The organism is Aporhodopirellula rubra, from assembly GCF_014192335.1.
Taxonomy (GTDB): Bacteria; Planctomycetota; Planctomycetia; order Pirellulales; family Pirellulaceae; genus Rhodopirellula; species Rhodopirellula rubra.
Genome location: NZ_JACHXU010000001.1, coordinates 595,449 through 615,464, shown reverse-complemented (window position 1 = coordinate 615,464; position 20,016 = coordinate 595,449). Strand labels below are relative to the sequence as shown.

Genomic DNA, 20,016 nt, shown 5'->3' with positions numbered 1-20,016 from the left:
TTGGAACGACGGAATTCGATTGGATCACCAACTCCCCACCCCGCTCTCCGAACGTTGCCATTGGTGTCTCGCCCCTGACCAGACGAGTCACCCTCCGGGGGACTTTGTGCTGTACTGGATGCACAACGCCCTACGAGCACACGAGAACCCGGCCCTCGACGTCGCCGCGACCCTGGCTCGCCAAAACGGTCTGCCGCTGTTGATCTATCACGGATTGTCCGAAAAGTACCCCTACGCCTGCGATCGCCATCACGCGTTCATCTTGCAGGGCGCCCGCGACGTTCAACGAGAAATGGCCGCGGCGGGATACACGTACGTCTTTCATCTCGAGCGTGCAGGACATCGCGGGGCCCACCTGCGAGACCTCGCCCGACGCGCCGCCGTCGTCGTCACCGAGACCATGCCGGTGGCCCCGTTGGTGCAGTGGACCGAACGTTTACGCTGCATCACTTCGACACCGATGGTCAGCGTCGACACGACCTGTGTCCTGCCGCTTTCGGTCATCGCCGCACTGGCTTCGAAACGACCGGGCATCGACGAGCCGAACGCTCCCAGTCGCGCCCCCGATCCGAACGACTCCGATTGCGGAGTCACGACTGCTGGCGATGCCACGGTGATTGATTATTCCAAACTCGAACCGTGGGTATGTCGAGCATTCCGATACCGCGATCTGACCTCCGCCGCCTACGAACAGCGAACCGAAACGGCCTACGACTTTTCAACGTCGTCCGATCACCCGAACAACGAGACCGCATTGCCGGAGGCTTACGTCGGTCCTCTCGGTTTAGAACCGCTCGATCTTCAGGACGCGTGCCTGGTGGAGTTGATCGGTCAATGCAAGATCGACCATTCGATCGCACCGGTGCCTGATTCTCCCGGTGGATCGCGAGCAGGGTACGCACGCTGGGACGCATTCCGCGAGGAAGGACTGCACGTCTACGACCAGCGACGCAACGACTCCGCCGATCCGCTCGCCGGCAGCCGCATGAGTGCCTACCTTCATTACGGTATGGTCAGTCCGTTCCGCATCGCCCGCGAAGCACTCGCGGCAGCGGATTCGGCGGAAGTGGGAACTCCAGCAACAAATGATTCGGCGACTCAAGACCCGACATCTCAAAACCTGGCATCCCAAAACCCAGCGGCTCAAAAATTCCTCGACGAATTCCTGATTTGGCGAGAGATGTCGTTTCACTTCTGCGAGTTGCACGCCGAGAAACTCGACACGTTGGAGGCGTGCCCCGGGTGGGCCCAAGAAACTCTTTGCGATCACAGCAAAGATGAACGGGAACACCCCCGCGACTGGGAAACACTCGCTCGAGGCAAAACGGATATCCCGTTATGGGACGCGGCTCAGCGAAGCCTGGTGCGGCACGGCGAGTTACACAACAACGTCCGGATGACGTGGGGTAAAGCGTTCCTGCCGATGACGAAATGCCCCGAACAAGCGATGTGTTGTCTCGTCGACCTGAACCACCGATACGCTCTCGATGGTCGCAGCCCGGCGAGCTACGGTGGGATCCTGTGGTGCTTTGGTCAATTCGACAGACCTTTCAAACCGGCAGCTCCGGTGTTCGGACTGGTACGTCCGCGATCAATCAGCGAACACACAGACCGGATCGACCTCGACCGTTATGCCGCCCGCTGTGATCGTGCGATCGCGGCGAAACTGCCCCGCGTTGCCGTAATTGGCGCCGGCATAGGAGGTTTGACCGCTGCCCGAACGATGACCGACCACGGGCTCGACGTTCGCGTTTTCGATAAGTCTCGCGGGGTCGGCGGACGAATGGCGACGCGGCGAGGCGACGGCATTCCCTCGTTCGATCATGGCGCCCAATACTTCACCGTTCGCGACGACCGGTTCGCCCGGTACGTTCGGAGCTGGATCGCTGGCGGAAAGGCCGCTCCGTGGATGGGCCGTATTGTCGAGCTGATACCCGGCGGCGAAGTCGTCGCCGAAAAACGCTCGCAATCGCGCTATGTCGGTTCGCCCGCGATGAACTCCATCGCCAAACATTTAGCCACGGATCTCAACGTCTCGCTCGGTTGCCGCGTTGGCAAAATCGTCCGCGACTCCAATGCCTGGGAACTGATCGATGAGAGCGACGAGTCACTCGGGCGTTTCGATGCGGTAGTGATGAACTGCCCACCGTTGCAGTCCGCCGCGTTACTTGATGGACATACTGATCTCGCCGAAATCGCCGCGTCGGTGCCCATGGTTCCTTGCTGGACAGTGATGTTGCACTGCGAGGGACTATCGGACTTGCCGTTCGAAGGTGCGTTCGTGAACGACGGTCCGCTGCGATGGATCGCTCGCAACGATGCCAAACCGGGACGAGCGAAACCGGCTCCCGAGTCCTCGTCGAGTTGGGTGTTGCACGCGTCAGAGAACTGGTCGGCCGAGCACCTCGAGAGCGACACTGAAGATGTCCGCGAACAACTCATCGACGCGTTGCAAACCATCCTCGGTCGAACGCTGGGCAGTGTCCATCACGTTGCCGTTCACCGTTGGCGATACGCCAACACCAAACAAGCGTTACCCGATCGTTGCCTTTGGGACCGGACAACGATGTTGGGTGCGTGCGGCGATTGGTGCGGTGGCCCACGGGTCGAAGGCGCGTTCCTCAGCGGAGCCGCGATGGCCGGTGCGATCTTGCGTCACGTCACGATCGACCGCCCTGCTGCCGAAGCAACCGAGGCGGTGGATCGAACGAGCGTCTCGTCGTCGTGACGCGCTAGGACTCGTCGTCGACGAGCACGTCGCTGAGTTTTCCGGCGGGACGCAATTCATACGTCTGGCCATCGATTTCGAGCGTCACTCGTCGTGCGGAAACGCCAGTGACTTTGCCGCGGATCGAACCGATTTCGAACTCATCGCCGATTTTGAGCTTCAACGTCTTCCCTCGCGTTCGGACGTTCATCCACGCGGTCCAGTCATCACGGCCCTGCACGAGCGCGGTCAGGAACGTCTGTGTCGCGTCGTCAAATCCAGGCGGTGGCGTTTCGGGAGCCGGTGGAGGCGGCGGCGATTGCATTTTGACAACCAACGGAAATGCCGTTTGACGACGTGGATAACCGTTGTCGCTGGCGATGACCTGCACCTCAAATTGCTCGATCAGTTTTCCGTCCTCATCCTTCGCACTCTCGCCATCGACCGGCGGACTCACGATCAATCGCTCCGACTCGCTATCCCACTCGACCCATTCAGGAAAGTAACCTTCCACGCGAACACTGACCGAGTCATTCTCGGGATCGGTGAACGAAAAATCGACGGGGTTCTTCTGCCCTCGGTAAGCGACGATTTGCTCGTCGCCTCGATACAGTGGCGGTTGATTCGGCGGTTGGAAAAGGTTGCGGTTCAGAATGATGTCCCGCGTTTGAGCGAGTGTGCGAGTGATTCGCCATGACGGATCACTCGATGGCGGAGGCGGTGATGCCTCGGCGATCGCCATCGAAACCGCATCGAGCGTTAACACCACACTCAACGTTTCGCCGTTTTCGCTCTTGGCGTCGGTACGCCGAACGCCCTGCCGCGACGGCGCGAACTGAAGCTCACGGATGCGGTGCAATTGATCACGGGCTTGAATCGCATAAACCAAATCAACGAGCCCTTGAAGATTCGTCTTTCCAGATACGCGAAACCCAAACCGAGTGTACAGGTCACCAACGGGGACTTCGCCCACCGGGTCAACGACGGCGTCGACAACCCCGATGCGTCCAACCGTTTCGAGCAACCATGACTGGTACGCACTCTTGGCGACTTCCGAATCGCTCGACAACGAGCGGACTTTGTACTCACCGAGTTGCCGTTCGGCCTCGGCACCGGCGAGCCATTGTGCCTGCAGCTCTTCGGTTTCGTTGGCGAGCGAATTCAAACGGTTTTGACGAAACCGAACCGCCGAACGATATTGGTTGAATGCCCACTGAAACGCGAGGGCCACGAATAGACCGCCGATCGCGATCGACAAAATGCGTTCACGCTGAGTCATTAGGTGGCCTCCGTTGCGGTGGGTTCGGTCGTCTCGTCATCGCTCGTGTTCTCGCTCTGGGATGCTTCGTCCGCAGTCGTCTCTTGTTGCAGGGCTCGCATGCGTTCGTATCGTTTTTCACGAACCGCGGACTGAGCAACGGCGATCGTTTCGATCATCTGCCATCGGTACGAGTCATCGGTTGCCAACTGCGTGACCTTGTCACCGGTGACTTGGTGGAACTCATCACGCATCGCGGTTTCGAAAGCATCAATTACTTCGGGCGATGTCACCAAACCGGAAATGACGATACGCCCTCCACCGTCTCTCGGGTTCGCTACCGCGGTGACCTCCTTGACGATCAATTCGTCGGCTGCGGGCATTGTTTTTGCCAAACGTTCGAACTCATCGATCCAGTTCACATCGCTATCGAGAAATTGATCAATCAACTCGGTCCGTTCGATCATCTTGTCAGACGTTTTCGTCTTCGATCGCAGCTCTGAATTGGCGGCAGTCTGTTTATCGATTTGCTCATCGAGTCGGGAAAGGTTTCCCCACAACATCCAAACGACGGCCAAGACCAACGCCGCCGGGATGCCAACCATCGCGGCGACCTTGCGAGTGTCCGTTTTGGCTTCGATCGTTTTCCGCGGATTGAGAAAATCGATCAACTCATCAGGGCTGCTCGCATCGGCGACGAGCAAGCCGACCAACGGCGCCAAACGACCGACCAAAGAACCAGTCGACGCTCGAATACTCGGATCGGCACCGACCAATTCGAGCGGGTCGATCAGACGTGTTTGACAAGGCGTGTCTTGATGCTGACCGATGCGTTCGGCCAACAACGTCATCTCTTCGCCGTGCCGTTCTTCGGTACCCCACATGACCACATTGCACTGAGACGCGACCGCCCCGCAGGCGATCAAGCTACGACGAATTTCACCAGCGAGTGAATTCGTCCGAGCATGCGAGGTTGGAGCGGAAACAGGAGCATGAGGTGGCAATCGGACCGAACGCACGAAGACAATTTCGCCTCCGCGTAGTAACACGATTTCAGCTTCGTCGGCGACCAAATCGATCAATGCGATTGTCGGTTGTGTTTCGTCATCAACCGGTGGCGGCGTGTCGGCGACCTTCATCCGGTACAGTGCTGCCGCAGCGATTGGCCGCAGCGCGACCCGGTGCAACGTCCAACCGGCCGCCTCGATGGTCTTTTGAATCGGATTCAATTGAGCCGGGCCCGTCGCCGCGACGATCGCCTTGATCCCGTCGGCGTCGACATGCGTGGTCATGTAATCGATCGCGGCACTGTCGCCGGCCGACGCGAATTGCCGGATCGCTTGGAAGCGAACGATTTCGGGTAATTCCTCCATCGGTACCGGAGGAAAATCCATTTGGCGTAGTTCCGCCCGATCGCGTCCAATGGCGACCAAGCACTCGCCTTTTTCGAGCGAGTGATCCCGGATCAGATCGCGGAGTGCCGTCGGAAGATCCCGGTCGCCAATGGGCACCACCGCGGCGGCGCGCAGCTTGAATTGCCGCCCCGTGAGGTCGGCGGCCACCATCCGGATCTGTTCGTCATCCCAATCGAGTGCAATTCGAAGCATAAAAGTGTACGGCTGAGTGCTAAAAGTTTCGTCGGCAGGGTGTTCAGTCCCTGGTTTCATTCGTTGCCAAAAACGGCATTTTTCGCGTCTTTTCGCGTGAGATACTGGGTAAACCCCAGTCTAGTCTCAGTGACTCGCAGGAACATCGAGAAATCGACCGAGAAGCGAACATCGGTGGACTAGTATCCGCCCAAAACCGACAGTTCAAACCCTCGTCCCAGATGAGTCAGGTCTCGATACGCGACCACCCGCGGGTTGACCGTCGTGGCGTCAATGATCGCTTCACCGCGAGCGGCCAAGCCCGTCGTTTCGTCAAACCCGACCACCTGGGCCCGAAATACGTCCCCGCCAGCGGTTACCAGTGGCATCAATGCTCGCATCTGATCCAGCGTGATGATCCCTTCGGTCAGGGGCCAGGTTTCGTGGGTGCGGTCGGTCGAAGATCCGCTCTCGAGAGACCCACCACCGGCACCTCCCGCATTTCGGGCCTCGAGAATCGCCGCCATCGTGTCGACATCGACCAGCGAAATCCCAGCCAAAATTTCTGCCGGTGCCTCGTTCAGATTGATGCGTCCGGGCAACACATCGACGTCCTGCGTCGTCAATTGATCCACCAACAAAGGCAGGTACTCGGCCATCAAAGCCGGGTCGCCAATAAAAGGGGACATGTACACCACTGCGTTGTCCCCCTCACCGATCGTGACCTCCGCATCAATGAGGTCCAAAATCTGATTGATCTCCACTCCCGCGCCGGCGGTGAGATCGAGGTCCGCGATCGCTTCCCCGGTCCACAACTCTTTCTCTGAATCGTCCTCGGAACCTCCTCCGGTAGGTGACGTGACTTCGTCACCGCCGTCGCCACCACCGACTGCCGCAACAGCCATCAATGCCGCCGAATCTTCGATCGACGATTTGCCCGCCATCCGGTAAGCGACAATAAAGGATGCATAGGTTTCGTCGCCGAGCGCCGTCAGCAGCTCGTCATAGAGAACCTCGAGGTCTTCGTCGTTGACATTGACACGTTCATCACCCGCAGCGGTCTTGTTGTTCTCACCACCGTGAACGGTCAGGTAGGATGCCCAACCGAGCACGCCCGCGGTATCGATGCTCGCGGCGGTCCGCTGTTGTTCGTCGAGATCCAAAACCCCGTTGCGATTGGTATCGGCCCCGAACAACAGTTGCGGTGTCACACCACGGACCAACAGCAATTCTTCCACACTCTTGAGGGGCTCGTTCGGGCACGCGTAAGGCGTCGTTAATGACGAATAGTATTCGTCTTCGCATCCCAACGGGCGCGGGTCGGAATCCGTGTCGATCCAATCCAAAATCGCGTCGGCGGTCGACTCATCCATCCCCGGCAATGTCATCAACAGTTGCACCGCAATGTTGTCCGCATCCAACATCTCATCGTCACCAGACGCTGCACCGGAGCCAACGCCGATCGCATCACCGAGGATACCACCGGCATCCACATCGCCGCCTGATAACGATGTCAGCATCCCGATCGCCTCGGAATTTTCTTCCAAAACCAATAACGCGTTGACGTTGATTCGCGCCGATTCGTTCTGCAAACCAAACCGGATCCCGCCGTACGCCCCGGTGTCACCGATCCCAGGTGCAATCACCGTGAACCGCTGTACCGACCCATCGACGCTGTTGGTAATCGCGACTCCGCGGAAACGGGCCGCGTTGTTGTAAACGCCTCCCATCGCGTCGCGATCCGCCGGCGGACTCGCCAAGATCAATCGCATCGCCTCGACCCCGGTGTCCACGTTCAACCTCGCCTGCACCAGATCACCTTGCAGGTACGCAGTCTCATCCGCGGCCAACATCAGTTCCGTGAACGAATAAACCGCCATCGTCGCCACCGCGACAACGACCAAAACGAGTATCAAGAAAAAACCGTGTCGGCGACGGAGGCGGCTATGATTCATCGGGGCTATCTGTCATCGAGAAGGAGCGGGGCATCTCGCACGATACGCTGGAGAAACAAAGTATACGGCGGAGGGGGCAAACTGGACTCAACGGGGCAACACACGAACCAAATACAAACCGGCCCGCTATCGGGAAACTTGAACCTGGTACCCGCCACGGTTGTCCGCCCGCTGATACCGACCGTCATCACCTGGGACGTCGTGGACACGAAACAACAGCCAACTCGGACGATCGATTTGCACCGTGTGGACCGCTTCCGCAGACGATGTAACCCCGGCAGAGGCCGAATGGACCGCGGTGGCGTTTCGGGAATCCAACGGGCGGATGTCCAACGCGTTGACTTCCTTGAGATCCGCCGACGGAACCGGCAGGACACAAACCTGCAACTGGCCGATCGGGGCCCCACGATGGAAATGCACTGTGATACCCGCCGGAGTACTGACCCAATCTCGCTGCAATAAGGTGGCCTCCTCATCTCGCCCGGCATCGTTGCCCAGACTCTCCTTGGCGACGATCACACATTGGCCACTCGGTCGAAGACGAATCGTTCCTGCGGGAAACCAAACTCCCGCGGACTGCCACCCTTTCCGCGAATCGATCGCCAATATTTTGGGAACATCATCGTAACGGGGGTCATCGGTCGAAAGCTCGACTCGATACCGATCCCGGTCAAAACCGTATTCCAAATCGTGAATCCACAACTGCCATCTGGCGCGGAGGGCAGGCCATTGGTCACCAATCTCGCGAAAAAAACGCGTCGTGAAGGAAGGCGACTGATCGCGGCCATTTTTGGCTGCCGCGATGAAGGCGTCTTGCGTGTCCGGATACGAGGTGAACATCAGCGAAGCCGCCCAACACCAAGTGTACGAGTCCACGTCGCCTTCGAGATTGTTCGGCAATCGCATCACACTCGCGAGAGTCGGCAGCGTGTCGGCGTTGCGGCGTTGCTCGATCACCCGATAACGCCCCCACATCGAGGATTCGTCTCGACTGCGTGGCAATTCATTGATTTCGAACTGAGTGTCCGCCTGGGCGAGCATGCCGTTGGCGGCACCGTTTCCTTCACCAGGGTCTGAATTTGGTAAGTAAAACGATGCCGGACGGTCACGGTGAGTGGCTAGCAATTCAGCCGTCCCTTCCATGTACCAACTCGGCCCGCCTCCACCAAACAACTCAAACGCGAGAGCGTGCACGCCTTCGTGCAGGATCAAATGCCGGTTGTAGTAATCACTCGATTGCCGGTTGACCCAAATCGCGGTGGGAGTCGCAAACCCGTTCTTAAAGTTGGGAACGCTCGCCGGCAAATCACCGCTGCGCCGAAACGCGTCGGAGTCCGCCATCAGATATCCGTCGATCCGCCACCCCGAGCCACGCTCGGGCGGGAATCCCCAAAATGCCAACCACTGAGGGACCGCGGCATCGAACGATGAGACCAGGTCGTCGAGCAAACGGGCATCGGGAATGTCACTGGTCAAACGCAAATGCACGCCCTCGCGAGTCACCGTCTCCGCGACGGTGACCTTCCCGGTCCCGGCGATCGATAGCCAGAGCAAGGTCGTGATCACAAATTTGAAAAATTGCGGCATACCGGCGTTACGCTCCCCATCCCGGGAACGCCGGTGGGCGATCGAGCGATTTGCGTTGATTACGGTGAGTGGTTTCAGCATGCATCCGCTCAGAATACCCGCCGAGATAAGGAATTGAAACGGTTTTGCCGGCACTTCACCACAATCGACGGACCTCCCCGCGGCATATCCGGAACGCGCACTCCCCCGGCCAAAATGGTATCCTGATGTACACATCATTTCGCAGTAATTCATTTTCCCCACAGGAAATCTCGATGGACGCAGTCAGAGTTCTCGGTGCCATGCTCGGTAATCGGGCGGGTCGAACGCCCCGCAACGGTCAAATTCTCGGCGAGGTGCTCAACGGTGTCGCGGCAATCACCCGCTCGGCCCAACCGACGTCGCGGCCCGGCCCGCCCGGTCGTTTTCCGCCGTCGCATCACTCGCCGTTTGAGCACATGGTTCGCGACAGCGTCGCAAGACGCCATCGCCAGGGTGGTCATTTCCCGTCTCAGGCGACGAACTGGATTAACGACCGGGGCCGCGGAATTCCCGCTCCACCGCCTCAGCACGACCGACATCATCACGATCACCACTCCGGTCTCGCCTACGACGCCCGCGCACAACTCCTGATCACCGCGATGATCATGGCCGCACAGGCCGACGGTCGCATTGATCCCCGCGAACAGGAGGAGATCATCTCCCAACTCCAACCGCTCGACGCCAGCGAAGCCGAATTCCTGAGGCGTGAATTCCGACGACCTCACGACCTACACGCATTCGCCCACGCGGTCCCCCAAGGCATGGAATATGAGGTGTACAGCGTCTCGCTGATGGCGATCGATGTCGACACGCGAGCCGAAGTGGCCTACCTACAACAGCTCGCCGAGTGCCTGCACATCACCGGTCCCGAATGCCAAGCGATCCACCATCGCTACGGTTACCAAGGAACGTTCTAGTGCCTCGCCACAACGAAACGGCACCCTAGAGCACCCTCGTTTTAACGTAGCGAGACTCGCCCGACGGATCGACTACTTCACGATTTTCCAACAACGGTGGATACGGCGATTTCGATATTCGTCGGGCACCGTTTGTTTGGAAATCTCGTGAACCGTCGACGCGGTTAACGCTTCTGAGTCAAACTTGAACCGACGGAAGTTCGTTGAGAAATAAATAACGCCGCCTGGTCGAACCAGCTTCAACACGTTGTTTAAAAGCGGGACCGCATCGGTCTGAACGTTCCAATCCTGGTCCGTTCGCTTGCTGTTCGAAAACGTCGGCGGATCGCAAACGACGAGGTCGTAGACTTCGCCCGGTTTATGACGACGAATGAACTCCCCAATATCCATCGCGGCGAACTGATGCTGGGATCCCGCGAGACCGTTGGCTTGTAAATTTTCTTGAGCCCAATCCAGGTACGTCTGCGATAAATCCACGCTCGTGGTGGAGGCGGCACCACCGGACGCCGCGTACGTCGTGAACGAACCGGTATATGCAAAAAGGTTCAGGAAGTGTTTTCCCGCAGCCTCTTCACGGACCATTTGCCGGGTCACACGGTGATCCAGGAACAATCCTGTATCGATGTAGTCGGCCAGGTTAACAAGAAACGTCAGCCCGCTTTCCTGAACGGGAATCTTCCGGTCCGTCTCCGCCACCTTTTCGTGCTGCGTTTTTCCACGCTGGCGTGATCGACGCTTCAGGAAAACGTTCTGTTTGGGGACATCGAGTGCCTCACCCGCCGTCTCCGCCATCAGGTCGAGCCAACTCGCGTGACTGGCCGCGTCTCGGTCATGAGGACGCTCGAACTCGCTCAAGTGCAAATAGTTTTCATAGCGATCCACCACGAGTGGGATCTCGGGCACGTCACGTTCGTAAATCCGGTAGCACGTGATGTTTCGTCGCGACATCATCCGACGAAAATGCTTCGCCCGTTTCCGCAGACGCGTCGCAAACAGATCGGCCTGATGTTGAGCGTTGCCGGGCAATGCACCAAACGCGGCATCGCCAACGGCATGCACATACGGCTTCGCGGCGCGTGGCGGATCCGATGTCGGTTTACTCGGCTCACTCTCTTGCGTTACGGACTTGCTGCTCCACGGATTAGCCACGGTCGCCGGTTCAACATCCGGTTCAGACTCCGGCGCCGGAGCGGCCACCTCTTCCGGCGGCGCTGCCGTTCTCCCGGATTCCCCGAGCACCGGCTTTGGACCTTGGAACTGGTAATAGGTACACTCAATCCGCCCGTTATAGAGCTTACGACGCCGATCAGCTTTACGCCCCAACACCTGCTCGAAACCACCGTACGCGGTCAGAAAATAAAACGACCAGGTTGGCAAGTGTCGCAGCACATGCGGGATCGCGGCATAGAGTTCTTCAATCTCCCAATCACGCCCGATCCGCATTCCGTAGGGCGGGTTGGTGATCAAACATCCGAATCGACGACTGCTCTTAAGGTCGCGGACATCGGCCGTTTCGAAATGCACATCGGCGGTCACCCCCGCGGCTTCGGAATTCTCGCGAGCAAAACGCAGGACTCGAAAGTCGGTGTCACTGCCCAGCAGTCTCTGCGGCAAGGGGTCAAGAACGTTTTGCAGTGCGTCACTACGCAGTTGCAACATCGCCTCGCGAGGTGCTCCGGCCCATTGCTCAAATGCAAATTCACGGGATTGCCCCGGAGCCATGTTTCGCCCAATCATGGCCGCTTCGATCAGTATCGTTCCGCTGCCGCAGAAGGGATCGACGAGAGGCCGGTCACGCTTCCAATAACTCAGCATCACCATCGCGGCGGCAAGTGTCTCTTTAAGCGGCGCGGCTGTCACGTGAGCGCGATACCCGCGGCGATGCAAACCACGCCCCGTTGTATCGATCGTGATCGTCGCGGTGTCTTTGAGCAACGCGATGTCAACCTTGTACTGCGTCCCCGTCTCAGGCAGCGTTTCGGTTTTGTGATCACGCTGCAGTGCATCCACGATGGCTCGCTTGACCGCCCGCTGGCACGCCGGGACGCTCGTCAATGTTGACTTCACACTGCGTCCGGTCACCGGAAACTCCGCATCCACGGGCAACCAATCGCCCCACGGGATCGCTTTCGTTGTTTCGAACAACGCGTCAAAATCCGCGGCGGGAAACTCGGCAACGCGAATGGTCACGCGGTCGGCGCAGCGCAACCAGAGATTCGTTTTTGCGATCGTCTCCGACGTGCCTTGGAAATGCACCCGCCCGGATTCACCGATGGTCGCTTCGATCCCGAGTGCCGCGAGTTCCCGCTTCACGACCGCTTCGAGGCCGAAGGCACACACGGCGATGAGGTCGTAAGTTTGTGTGGGATTCATAGGATGTCACCGACTGAAGATGGGCGGAGGTTCGGAATCGTTTGCTGATTCCTTTTTGTTTGCTCCGGCGAAGGAAGCGTTTCTGATCATGGCACAAAAAAACGGTCCCAGCGAACTGGAACCGTTTTGTGTCTTTCATCGTTACACGACTGTGAACGTGTCGCTGGACTAGTTCACGGCCACGCGTTTGAATTCGACGATTTCAGCTTCAGGGCTGAGTTCTTTCACAGCCGCTTCGACTGTCTTGGTGTCATCGAGTGCGTAGAACTGGCTCAACAGGCAACGCTCTTGGTCCAACGCGGTGTTGTCCGCGATGAATCGTTCGAGTTTCCCAGGAATGATCTTGTCCCAGATCTTTTCTGGTTTGCCTTCGGCCTTGAGTTCAGCTTTGATCGCTTCTTCGGTCGCTGCCATGACTTCGGGAGTCAACTGACGACGGCTGGCGAACTGAGGAACGTTCTTGACCGGCTTGCCGAGGTTCTCTTTTTCGTTGAGTTCATTTTCGGCGATGATCTGAGCCCGCAGAGCCTCGGTTTCTTTCTCAACCAGTTCGGCATCGAATTCATCGGGGTGCAGGATCGATGGCTTCATCGCTGCGATGTGCATCGACACGCCGCGGAAGAATTGAGGAGCTTCTTCCTTGCCGCCGTCTTTGTAAGAAACCAACACGCCGATTTTGCTGCCGGCGTGAATGTAGGACGCGATGTTATCGCCTTCGACGACTTGAACGTCAGAGACTTCGATCTTCTCACCGGTACGACCGGTTTCAGTCACGAGGTGTTCTTTGACGGTCGTGCCTTCGATGCTCAACGCGTTAACTTCGTCGACCGTCGAGGCGCCATTTTCCATTGCGAGCTTAGCGATTCGCTCGGTCAGCGCGATGAAGTTTTCGTTCTTGGCGACGAAGTCCGTTTCGCAGCTCAGAGCCAACAACATGCCCTTCTTGCCTTCGGTCAACGCGACAACGACGCCTTCGTTGGCATCACGATCGGCACGCTTCTCAGCAACTTTTTGACCTTTTTTGCGAAGGTAATCGAGGGCACCTTCCATGTCGCCGCCGGATTCCTCCAACGCCTTCTTGCAATCCATCATGCCAGCGCCGGTTGATTTTCTCAACTCGCTAACGTCTTTTGCAGAAATGCTCATTCTTTGTTCCTAACTAATTTTAGAGAGTCAACTGTATTGATTGGGGAGATGGGTTGGTGAATCGGTGCGGGTGCCCGCCTGCGCCGGCGGCCGCCCGCATTGCTGCCGGCAAGATGAGGCTGTGAAATCACCCCCGCCATGAGTAACGGCGCCGTAGAATTTTGGTTCGCCGGTTCACGAAATCTTCGTTTTACGAAACTCGTGATCGCCCCGATTCCGGGCCAACGAATCGCGGCAATCGAATGATTACCGCGATATTATTCAGGAAGCCGTTTTGACTCCCACGAGAGACACGAACTACTCGGCAGCAGGTTCAGTCGCTGGGGCAGCAGCGGCCTCTTCGGCGGCTGGTTCCGACGCCGGTGCGGCAGCTTCGGGTGCTGCGGCCGCTGCAGGAGCGGGAGTGTCGGCAGCCTGCGTTTGAGCTTGGCCCTTGCCCGCGATGACCGCATCAGCGAGTTCTCGCATGATCATCTCAACGCTGCGGATACCGTCATCGTTACCTGGAATCGGCAAATCGATCAGGCTCGGATCGCTGTCGGTATCGATCAAGGCAACGGTGGTGATGCCGAGACGCTTGGCTTCGCGAACCGCATTACGCTCTTTGCCTGGGTCGACGATGAACATCACTTCGGGCAAACGGTTCATGGTCCGCAGACCGTTGAGGTTGCGGTACATCTTGCGATACTCGCGGTTGAGCGAGGATTGCATTTTCTTGCTGTATTCGTTGATACGGTCGCCGCTGCGGAGTGCTTCGAGTTCTTCCAATCGGCCCAGACGGCTGCGAATGGTACGGAAGTTGGTCAACGTACCACCGAGCCAGCGTTCGCTGACGAAAGGCATGCCGGCACGCAGCGACTGCTCTTCGACGGCTTCACCAGCTTGACGCTTGGTTCCGACGAACAGAATCAGGCTGCCGCCCGCTGCGACTTGCGAAAGATATTTCTTGGCCCGCAGAAGTCCGCGGAGTGTTTCGCGAATGTCGAGAATGTGGATCTGGTTCTTCTTGCCGAAAATGTACGGGGCCATCTTCGGGTTCCAGAGACTGGTGCGGTGCCCGAAGTGGACGCCCGACTCGATCATCTCTTTAACAATTTCGTTTGCCATCAGTGCTTGTTTGCCCGTAAATGCGGGCAATCTCCATGTTGTTTCTTTTCACGTCGGGTTCGAGAATACAGGCACATCGTCATAACGAGTGCCGATTCCAGAGCATTTCGGCAGCACCCCCGGTTACACCGGTCGGGACCTACGCTAACGCCCTTCGCCCCACCAAGGACATGAAAGAAAAGGGGAATTGGGAGCCGGGGCAGATTTACCGCCGGCTTATCGGAACGCGAAATGCTAGAAAACGAAACGTTTTCCCACAACCCCAACGCTCTGTTCTCCGGCAAATCCTGGGCATTGACGCCAAAAACTCGCTCTCGTGAGTCTTCAGCCCCGCAGGCAAATCGGAGAACCTAAGTCAGTTTCTCTAATATCGGGGAATCGACGGGTCCACCTTGAGGGACCACTGATCGATCCCGCCGGCCATGTTTTGAACCTGCGTGAATCCCACACCACGTAGAGCCTGGGTCACCTGCATGCTGCGTCCGCCATGATGGCACTGAACCACGATATGGTCATCTCGGTGCGACTCCAACTCTCCCAGCCGCGTCCGCAACTCGCTCATCGGCAGCAGTCGAGCCCCCTCAATTCGGGCGGTGTCGTATTCCTGTTGCTCGCGAACATCGAGCAAAATGAAGTCTTTGCCCGACTTGCGAAGTGCGTCCACCTCCTCAACGGAAACCTCGATCGGCAATTCGTCAGATTCGTTCATGGGACTCTCAGGTTCATTCAGAGGGGGAGTTCGGGCGGACGGGATGCGTCAGCGTATCGTAAAACTCAGGTTGGCGATCAGCAAACCGGTCGATCACGTGTTTGCCCGTCGTTCGCTCGATTCGCTTATTGCGGGCCTGCGCCAAATCCACCTCCGCGAACAAAATCTCGGGTTCGGCGCCCTTCGCACGAGCGAGTTCAACGCCATCGGGGCCACAAATGGAACTGATTCCGCAGAAATCAAACCCGCGTTCGTGCCCGATCCGGTTCGCGGCCACAAAAAAAAGATGGTTTTCCATGCTTCGGGCCGGCGGCACGATTTCGGCGGTACGAAACGCCCCAACCGGCCAATTGGTCCCCAACGCGATCACATCCGCCCCCGCCAACCCGAGGGCCCGCATCGGCTCAGGAAACGAGATATCGTAACAAATCCCGAGCCCCACCCGGGCGGCGTGCTCGCCGGGCAACGTCCATGCCTGGTAAGGAATCTCACCTCGGTCAACGAAGCGGTCCACCCCCAAATGCGGAAGATGAATTTTGTGGTAACGGCCGACGATGTCCCCGCCCGCGATCAGCAATGCCGCATTGTGCAGCTTTTCGCCGTCGCGAATGAGCGAACCGATCGTCAACGCGACCCCCGTCCGCTTCGACGTGGCGATGATTTCAGCAATCTCGTCAGAATCTTCCGCAACGGCCACTCCCCACGCCTCTTCGCGGCTGTCGAAGGCGTACCCGGTCAACATGCACTCGGGAAAAACCGCGAGATCGACGCCTTTCTCGCTGAGCCGTTCGAGCGTGTCGAGAACCGTCTTGAGATTCTCTCTCACCGATGCAAATTGGATGTCGGTCTGGACGCAGGCTAGCAACATCGTAAAACCAGGGGCTGGCGGAACCGGAATATCATTTGTTGTCTTTCTCGCTCCTGATTCGACCAAAATCATTCGGCCCGCGACACGTCCCTTCTCAAAAACAGGAAGCTCACAATTGAGTTCGACCATCACCAAGACGGCATCGACGGAAACCAGCAACGATCCTGAGAAGGAACCCAAGCCAATGACCGAAGCCGAGCGATCCAAATTTGACTACGACCTGTTCGTCATCGGAACCGGCCCCGGAGGCGAAGGGGCTGCGATGCAGGCGGCGAAAGGGGGATGGCGAGTCGGCGTCGCCGAACGTTACCGACAAATAGGTGGCGGATGCACTCACTGGGGAACCATCCCCAGCAAAGCACTCCGGTACGCGGTAACCAGCACGATGAAGTCGCTGAAGAATCCCGTCATGCGGGAACTCGGGTTTACCGTCGCCCCGACGATGGAACAACTTGGTCGCGGCACCCAAACGATTATCGGTCGGCAAGTCTCGATGCGACAATCGTTCTACGACCGCAACAATGTTCCGGTCCATCGTGGCCAAGCACGCTTCGTCGACGAACACACCATCCGTGTTGATAACGGCGAAACAATCACGGCTGCCCACTTTGTGATCTCAACCGGATCGCGTCCTTATCGACCTGCGGGCGTCGATTTTTCGCACCCGCGAATCTTCGACAGCGACACCATCCTGGACATGAAAGAGCGACCGAGTTCGATCACCGTCTATGGCGCCGGTGTGATCGGCACCGAGTACGCGTCGATGTTTCGCAATCTCGGTATCAAAGTCAACCTGATCAACACACGAGCCCAATTGCTCGAATTCCTCGATGACGAAATCATCGACGCGTTGTCATATCACCTGCGTGATCAGGGTGTCATCATTCGGCACAACGAACACTTCGACCGCATCGAAGGTCATTCCGATGGCGTGGTGCTGTACCTCAAGAGCGGCAAAGTGCTCAAAACGGATGTGTTCCTGTGGGCCAACGGTCGCCAAGGCAACACGGACGATCTCGGTTTGCAAAACTTGCCGATCGAGGCCAACAATCGCGGGCAAATTGATGTCGATGAACAATTCCAAACTTGCCTTCCGCATATCTACGCCGTCGGCGATGTGATCGGCATCCCGTCCCTGGCCAGCGCCGCCTACACGCAAGGCCGGGCCGCCGGGATGCACATGCTCGGCCAATGCAGCGGTAACCTGCGACTGCACGATATCCCGACGGGAATCTACACGAGTCCTGAGATCAGTTCGGTCGGCGCCACCGAAAAAGAACTCACGGCCCAATGCGTCCCCTACGAAGTCGGCCAAGCACAATTTCGATCGCTGGCACGGGCTCAAATCACCGGCGAAACCGTCGGCATGTTGAAACTGCTCTTTCACCGCGAATCCAAGCGCATCCTGGGTGTGCACTGCTTCGGTGCCAACGCATCCGAAATAGTGCATATCGGCCAAGCAATCATGAATCAGCCCGACGAGCACAACACGATCGAATACTTCATCGAGACCACGTTCAATTACCCGACGATGGCAGAAGCCTACCGCGTTGCAGCGCTCAACGGCATCAACCGATTGTTTTGATTTAATGACAAACGAACCGCATGCCCCAGACGCACCGCAAGACCGACGAAACGAACTCGCGCTGCTCCGAACCGACCTCGCCAACGAAAGAACGCTGCTCGCCTACGGGCGGACGGCGCTGATGATGGCGGGTACCGGTGGCACGTTAATCAAATTCTTTGGCGATTCCCCTGACATGCTGGTGTTGGGCATCGTGTTGTTGATCCTCGGCGGGGTGATGTTTGTTACCGGCATCGCCCGTTTCAACATCAAGAGAAAACAAATCAGCGGTCGAGCCTAAAACCGTCCGCTAAATCACCCGCAGCAACACGTAAACCGCAGCAGCAATCAGGTCAGCCGACGTTCCCGGATTGAACCGGTTCCCGTCCGCTCTCAATTGCTCATCGAGCACGCGGACGTGTCCGGCCATCTGCGCAGGATCGCTCCCGTCGATCGCCGCCAAACATTCTCGAGCAAGTTCCGCGACGCGAGCCGATTCTTGGTTCCCGCATTTCCTCGCGATCAAACTATCTCCCTCCGCCGCAAGCAATTCGATGTGCGCGAGCACAATCCCTGACAACACGTCACCCGTTCGGTCAACCCGTTCACGAACCGTGGGAACAACGACGTCAAACAAATCGCGATAACCTTCGGCATACTGACGAGCGATCCGGTCCCGCGTGGACGCCAAACGCATCGCCGCCAAAATGTCGTATGACATGCCAACATCGCCGTTGACGTCGAGCGGATGATCCTCCCCGAGCGAGTCGTCATCCAGTCCACCAGCCGATGAACCGGAGATCGCCCCGGCAATCACCGCTCCCTGTTGCGGGTCGACATCGGCGAGCAACGACTCAACACGGGCTTGCCACTGCCGACAGCGCTGATCGAACGACTTCGCGGACTGTGACTCGTTCAACGCAGACCAATCCGGTTCACTCGCTACTAGCGGAGCGAGCAACAGCACGATGCCGAGATTCACGTTCGTGCCCGTCGCCTCCACCGATGCCCGCACCGCACTCGCAATGGCATCGCCGACCGGATCATCGTTTTTGAGATTCCCGAGTGCGTCCGCCGTCACCCCCGCAGCAATCACGAAATCGGCGTACGCGAGATCATCAAACCGCGCCGCCGGATGCACGTTGCCGACCTTCGGCGCGGTCGCTTCAAGAACACACGCCATCCGAACCGCGTCGGCTCGGCAACGTGTCGCCGATGAGATCACCCGCCACGGCGCGTCTCTACTGGCAATCGGTCGTGAATCACTCACGTGGCATCGCGAGCGGGGATGCCAAATTGGGACAAGAATGCTTCCATCGTCTCGAGAGTCTCCTCCGGAGAATCCTCGATCACATAGTGGCCGGTCGTGGCCAATTCCTTCACCGCGGCGTGCGGCCACACTTGTTGGAAACGACGCAGACATTCAGGTCGAAAACACCAATCTTTCATCCCCCAAATCAATTGAATCGGAACGTTCGAAAAATCAGGCAAATCGGCTTCGAGTTGCTGGAGCGTTGCGAGTGTTGGGTGATCTGGCGTGAGCGGGATGTCACGGACAAATCGATCGATGGCGACCCGGTTGGCCCAACTGTTGTATGGGGCCAATAACCCTCGCGCGGCATCGGCGGAGAGTTTCGTTCGCGACATTGCCATCGTAATCGCGGCGCGTGCGAACATGTTCAACCCGCGTACCGCAGGCGTGCCCACGATCGGCCATCGACACGCGGCAATGCGGCGGGGCATGTAGGGCGGCGGAAAGGCCGCGGTATTGAGTAACGTGATCCCTCGCAAACGGTCGCGACGCTCGTGCACCGCCGATAACCCGATCGCACCACCCCAATCATGCGCCAACAAAACAATGTTCTGGAGATCGAGCTCATCGATCATACGGATCAAGTTGTCGCGGTGAGCGGCCAACGTGTACGCGAACTCGCTGGCTGCCGGTTTGTCGCTACGCCCACACCCGATGTGATCGACCGCGACAACGCGGCAGCGAGGCGAAAATCGCTCGACCGCTCGGCGGTAGTAAAAACTCCACGTCGGGTTGCCATGCACGCACAGGAGCGTCAACTCGGAATCGCTCGACGGAACCTTGGTATCGATATAGCGAAGTGCCTTCCCATCGATCAAAAGCGTTTCTGATTTGTAGGGGAACAAATCCTCAGCAACGGAGATCATTTCCTGTTCGTTCGTTTCCGTCGTCAAGAGATCGTCAGGG

Annotated in this window: 15 protein-coding genes; 4 read left to right on the top strand and 11 right to left on the bottom strand. The window is 58.1% G+C overall.

The window, feature by feature from the left end:
* Window positions 1–19: 19 nt before the first annotated feature.
* Window positions 20–2,728 carry an FAD-dependent oxidoreductase gene (locus FHS27_RS02030; protein WP_246418992.1) on the top strand — a complete coding sequence of 903 codons (2,709 nt, stop codon included), beginning with the start codon at window positions 20–22 and terminating at the stop codon, window positions 2,726–2,728.
* Between the two features lie 4 nt (window positions 2,729–2,732).
* Here the strand turns inward: FHS27_RS02030 and FHS27_RS02025 are convergent, their stop codons facing one another.
* From FHS27_RS02025 to FHS27_RS02010, 4 genes are all read right to left on the bottom strand, one after another.
* Window positions 2,733–3,986 carry a hypothetical protein gene (locus tag FHS27_RS02025; RefSeq protein ID WP_184300949.1) on the bottom strand — a complete coding sequence of 418 codons (1,254 nt, stop codon included), beginning with the start codon at window positions 3,984–3,986 and terminating at the stop codon, window positions 2,733–2,735.
* Window positions 3,986–5,572 (bottom strand): hypothetical protein, encoded by a 1,587-nt coding sequence (locus tag FHS27_RS02020; RefSeq protein ID WP_184300946.1) that lies wholly within the window; start codon window positions 5,570–5,572, stop codon window positions 3,986–3,988. The genes FHS27_RS02025 and FHS27_RS02020 overlap by 1 nt, the downstream gene beginning before the upstream one ends.
* Before the next feature lie 179 nt (window positions 5,573–5,751).
* Window positions 5,752–7,506 carry a type II secretion system protein GspK gene (locus FHS27_RS02015; protein WP_184300943.1) on the bottom strand — a complete coding sequence of 585 codons (1,755 nt, stop codon included), beginning with the start codon at window positions 7,504–7,506 and terminating at the stop codon, window positions 5,752–5,754.
* A 126-nt stretch (window positions 7,507–7,632) separates the two neighbouring features.
* Complete coding sequence (locus tag FHS27_RS02010) at window positions 7,633–9,093, bottom strand: hypothetical protein (RefSeq protein ID WP_184300939.1); 1,461 nt, start codon at window positions 9,091–9,093, stop codon at window positions 7,633–7,635.
* A gap of 254 nt (window positions 9,094–9,347) precedes the next feature.
* Here FHS27_RS02010 and FHS27_RS02005 point away from each other — a divergent pair, with 254 nt between their 5' ends.
* Entirely contained in the window at window positions 9,348–10,031 is a 684-nt protein-coding gene (locus FHS27_RS02005; protein ID WP_246418991.1) for a tellurite resistance TerB family protein, read from the top strand.
* Between the two features lie 72 nt (window positions 10,032–10,103).
* Here FHS27_RS02005 and rlmKL read toward each other — a convergent pair whose 3' ends face one another.
* The 5 genes from rlmKL to FHS27_RS01980 all read right to left on the bottom strand — a co-directional run bounded on the left by rlmKL (window position 10,104) and on the right by FHS27_RS01980 (window position 16,234).
* Window positions 10,104–12,404, bottom strand: coding sequence for a bifunctional 23S rRNA (guanine(2069)-N(7))-methyltransferase RlmK/23S rRNA (guanine(2445)-N(2))-methyltransferase RlmL (gene rlmKL, locus FHS27_RS02000; RefSeq protein WP_184300933.1), 2,301 nt, complete (start codon window positions 12,402–12,404; stop codon window positions 10,104–10,106).
* 168 nt (window positions 12,405–12,572) lie between these two features.
* Window positions 12,573–13,550 carry a translation elongation factor Ts gene (gene tsf / locus FHS27_RS01995; RefSeq protein ID WP_184300930.1) on the bottom strand — a complete coding sequence of 326 codons (978 nt, stop codon included), beginning with the start codon at window positions 13,548–13,550 and terminating at the stop codon, window positions 12,573–12,575.
* Between the two features lie 297 nt (window positions 13,551–13,847).
* Window positions 13,848–14,657 (bottom strand): 30S ribosomal protein S2, encoded by an 810-nt coding sequence (gene rpsB, locus FHS27_RS01990; protein WP_184300927.1) that lies wholly within the window; start codon window positions 14,655–14,657, stop codon window positions 13,848–13,850.
* Window positions 14,658–15,021: 364 nt separating this feature from the next.
* A complete protein-coding gene (locus tag FHS27_RS01985; RefSeq protein ID WP_009095005.1) occupies window positions 15,022–15,366 on the bottom strand; it encodes a rhodanese-like domain-containing protein in 345 nt (114 codons plus the stop codon).
* A gap of 13 nt (window positions 15,367–15,379) precedes the next feature.
* Window positions 15,380–16,234: a carbon-nitrogen hydrolase family protein gene (locus FHS27_RS01980; RefSeq protein ID WP_184301246.1), complete on the bottom strand. Its 855-nt coding sequence runs from the start codon at window positions 16,232–16,234 to the stop codon at window positions 15,380–15,382.
* Window positions 16,235–16,349: 115 nt separating this feature from the next.
* Here FHS27_RS01980 and sthA point away from each other — a divergent pair, with 115 nt between their 5' ends.
* Both sthA and FHS27_RS01970 read left to right on the top strand, forming a co-directional pair.
* A complete protein-coding gene (gene sthA / locus FHS27_RS01975; RefSeq protein ID WP_246418990.1) occupies window positions 16,350–17,819 on the top strand; it encodes a Si-specific NAD(P)(+) transhydrogenase in 1,470 nt (489 codons plus the stop codon).
* A 4-nt stretch (window positions 17,820–17,823) separates the two neighbouring features.
* Window positions 17,824–18,099, top strand: a complete 276-nt coding sequence (locus tag FHS27_RS01970; RefSeq protein WP_009095008.1) for a DUF202 domain-containing protein — start codon at window positions 17,824–17,826, stop codon at window positions 18,097–18,099.
* Between the two features lie 9 nt (window positions 18,100–18,108).
* On the opposite strand, the gene FHS27_RS01965 is transcribed toward FHS27_RS01970, so the two are convergent.
* Window positions 18,109–19,068, bottom strand: coding sequence for a triphosphoribosyl-dephospho-CoA synthase (locus FHS27_RS01965; protein ID WP_315854456.1), 960 nt, complete (start codon window positions 19,066–19,068; stop codon window positions 18,109–18,111).
* Window positions 19,065–19,976 carry an alpha/beta fold hydrolase gene (locus FHS27_RS01960; RefSeq protein WP_184301241.1) on the bottom strand — a complete coding sequence of 304 codons (912 nt, stop codon included), beginning with the start codon at window positions 19,974–19,976 and terminating at the stop codon, window positions 19,065–19,067. The genes FHS27_RS01965 and FHS27_RS01960 overlap by 4 nt, the downstream gene beginning before the upstream one ends.
* Window positions 19,977–20,016: the final 40 nt, after the last annotated feature.

Excerpts from the sequence above, each read along its gene's own strand:
- FHS27_RS02005 (WP_246418991.1), top strand. The coding sequence starts at position 9,348 with ATGGACGCAGTCAGAGTTCTCGGTGCCATGCTCGGTAATCGGGCGGGT.
- rpsB (WP_184300927.1), bottom strand. The coding sequence starts at position 14,657 with ATGGCAAACGAAATTGTTAAAGAGATGATCGAGTCGGGCGTCCACTTC.
- FHS27_RS02010 (WP_184300939.1), bottom strand. The coding sequence starts at position 9,093 with ATGCCGCAATTTTTCAAATTTGTGATCACGACCTTGCTCTGGCTATCG.
- FHS27_RS02020 (WP_184300946.1), bottom strand. The coding sequence starts at position 5,572 with ATGCTTCGAATTGCACTCGATTGGGATGACGAACAGATCCGGATGGTG.
- FHS27_RS01960 (WP_184301241.1), bottom strand. The coding sequence starts at position 19,976 with ATGATCTCCGTTGCTGAGGATTTGTTCCCCTACAAATCAGAAACGCTT.
- rlmKL (WP_184300933.1), bottom strand. The coding sequence starts at position 12,404 with ATGAATCCCACACAAACTTACGACCTCATCGCCGTGTGTGCCTTCGGC.
- tsf (WP_184300930.1), bottom strand. The coding sequence starts at position 13,550 with ATGAGCATTTCTGCAAAAGACGTTAGCGAGTTGAGAAAATCAACCGGC.
- FHS27_RS01970 (WP_009095008.1), top strand. The coding sequence starts at position 17,824 with ATGACAAACGAACCGCATGCCCCAGACGCACCGCAAGACCGACGAAAC.
- FHS27_RS01980 (WP_184301246.1), bottom strand. The coding sequence starts at position 16,234 with ATGTTGCTAGCCTGCGTCCAGACCGACATCCAATTTGCATCGGTGAGA.
- FHS27_RS01985 (WP_009095005.1), bottom strand. The coding sequence starts at position 15,366 with ATGAACGAATCTGACGAATTGCCGATCGAGGTTTCCGTTGAGGAGGTG.
- FHS27_RS02015 (WP_184300943.1), bottom strand. The coding sequence starts at position 7,506 with ATGAATCATAGCCGCCTCCGTCGCCGACACGGTTTTTTCTTGATACTC.
- FHS27_RS02025 (WP_184300949.1), bottom strand. The coding sequence starts at position 3,986 with ATGACTCAGCGTGAACGCATTTTGTCGATCGCGATCGGCGGTCTATTC.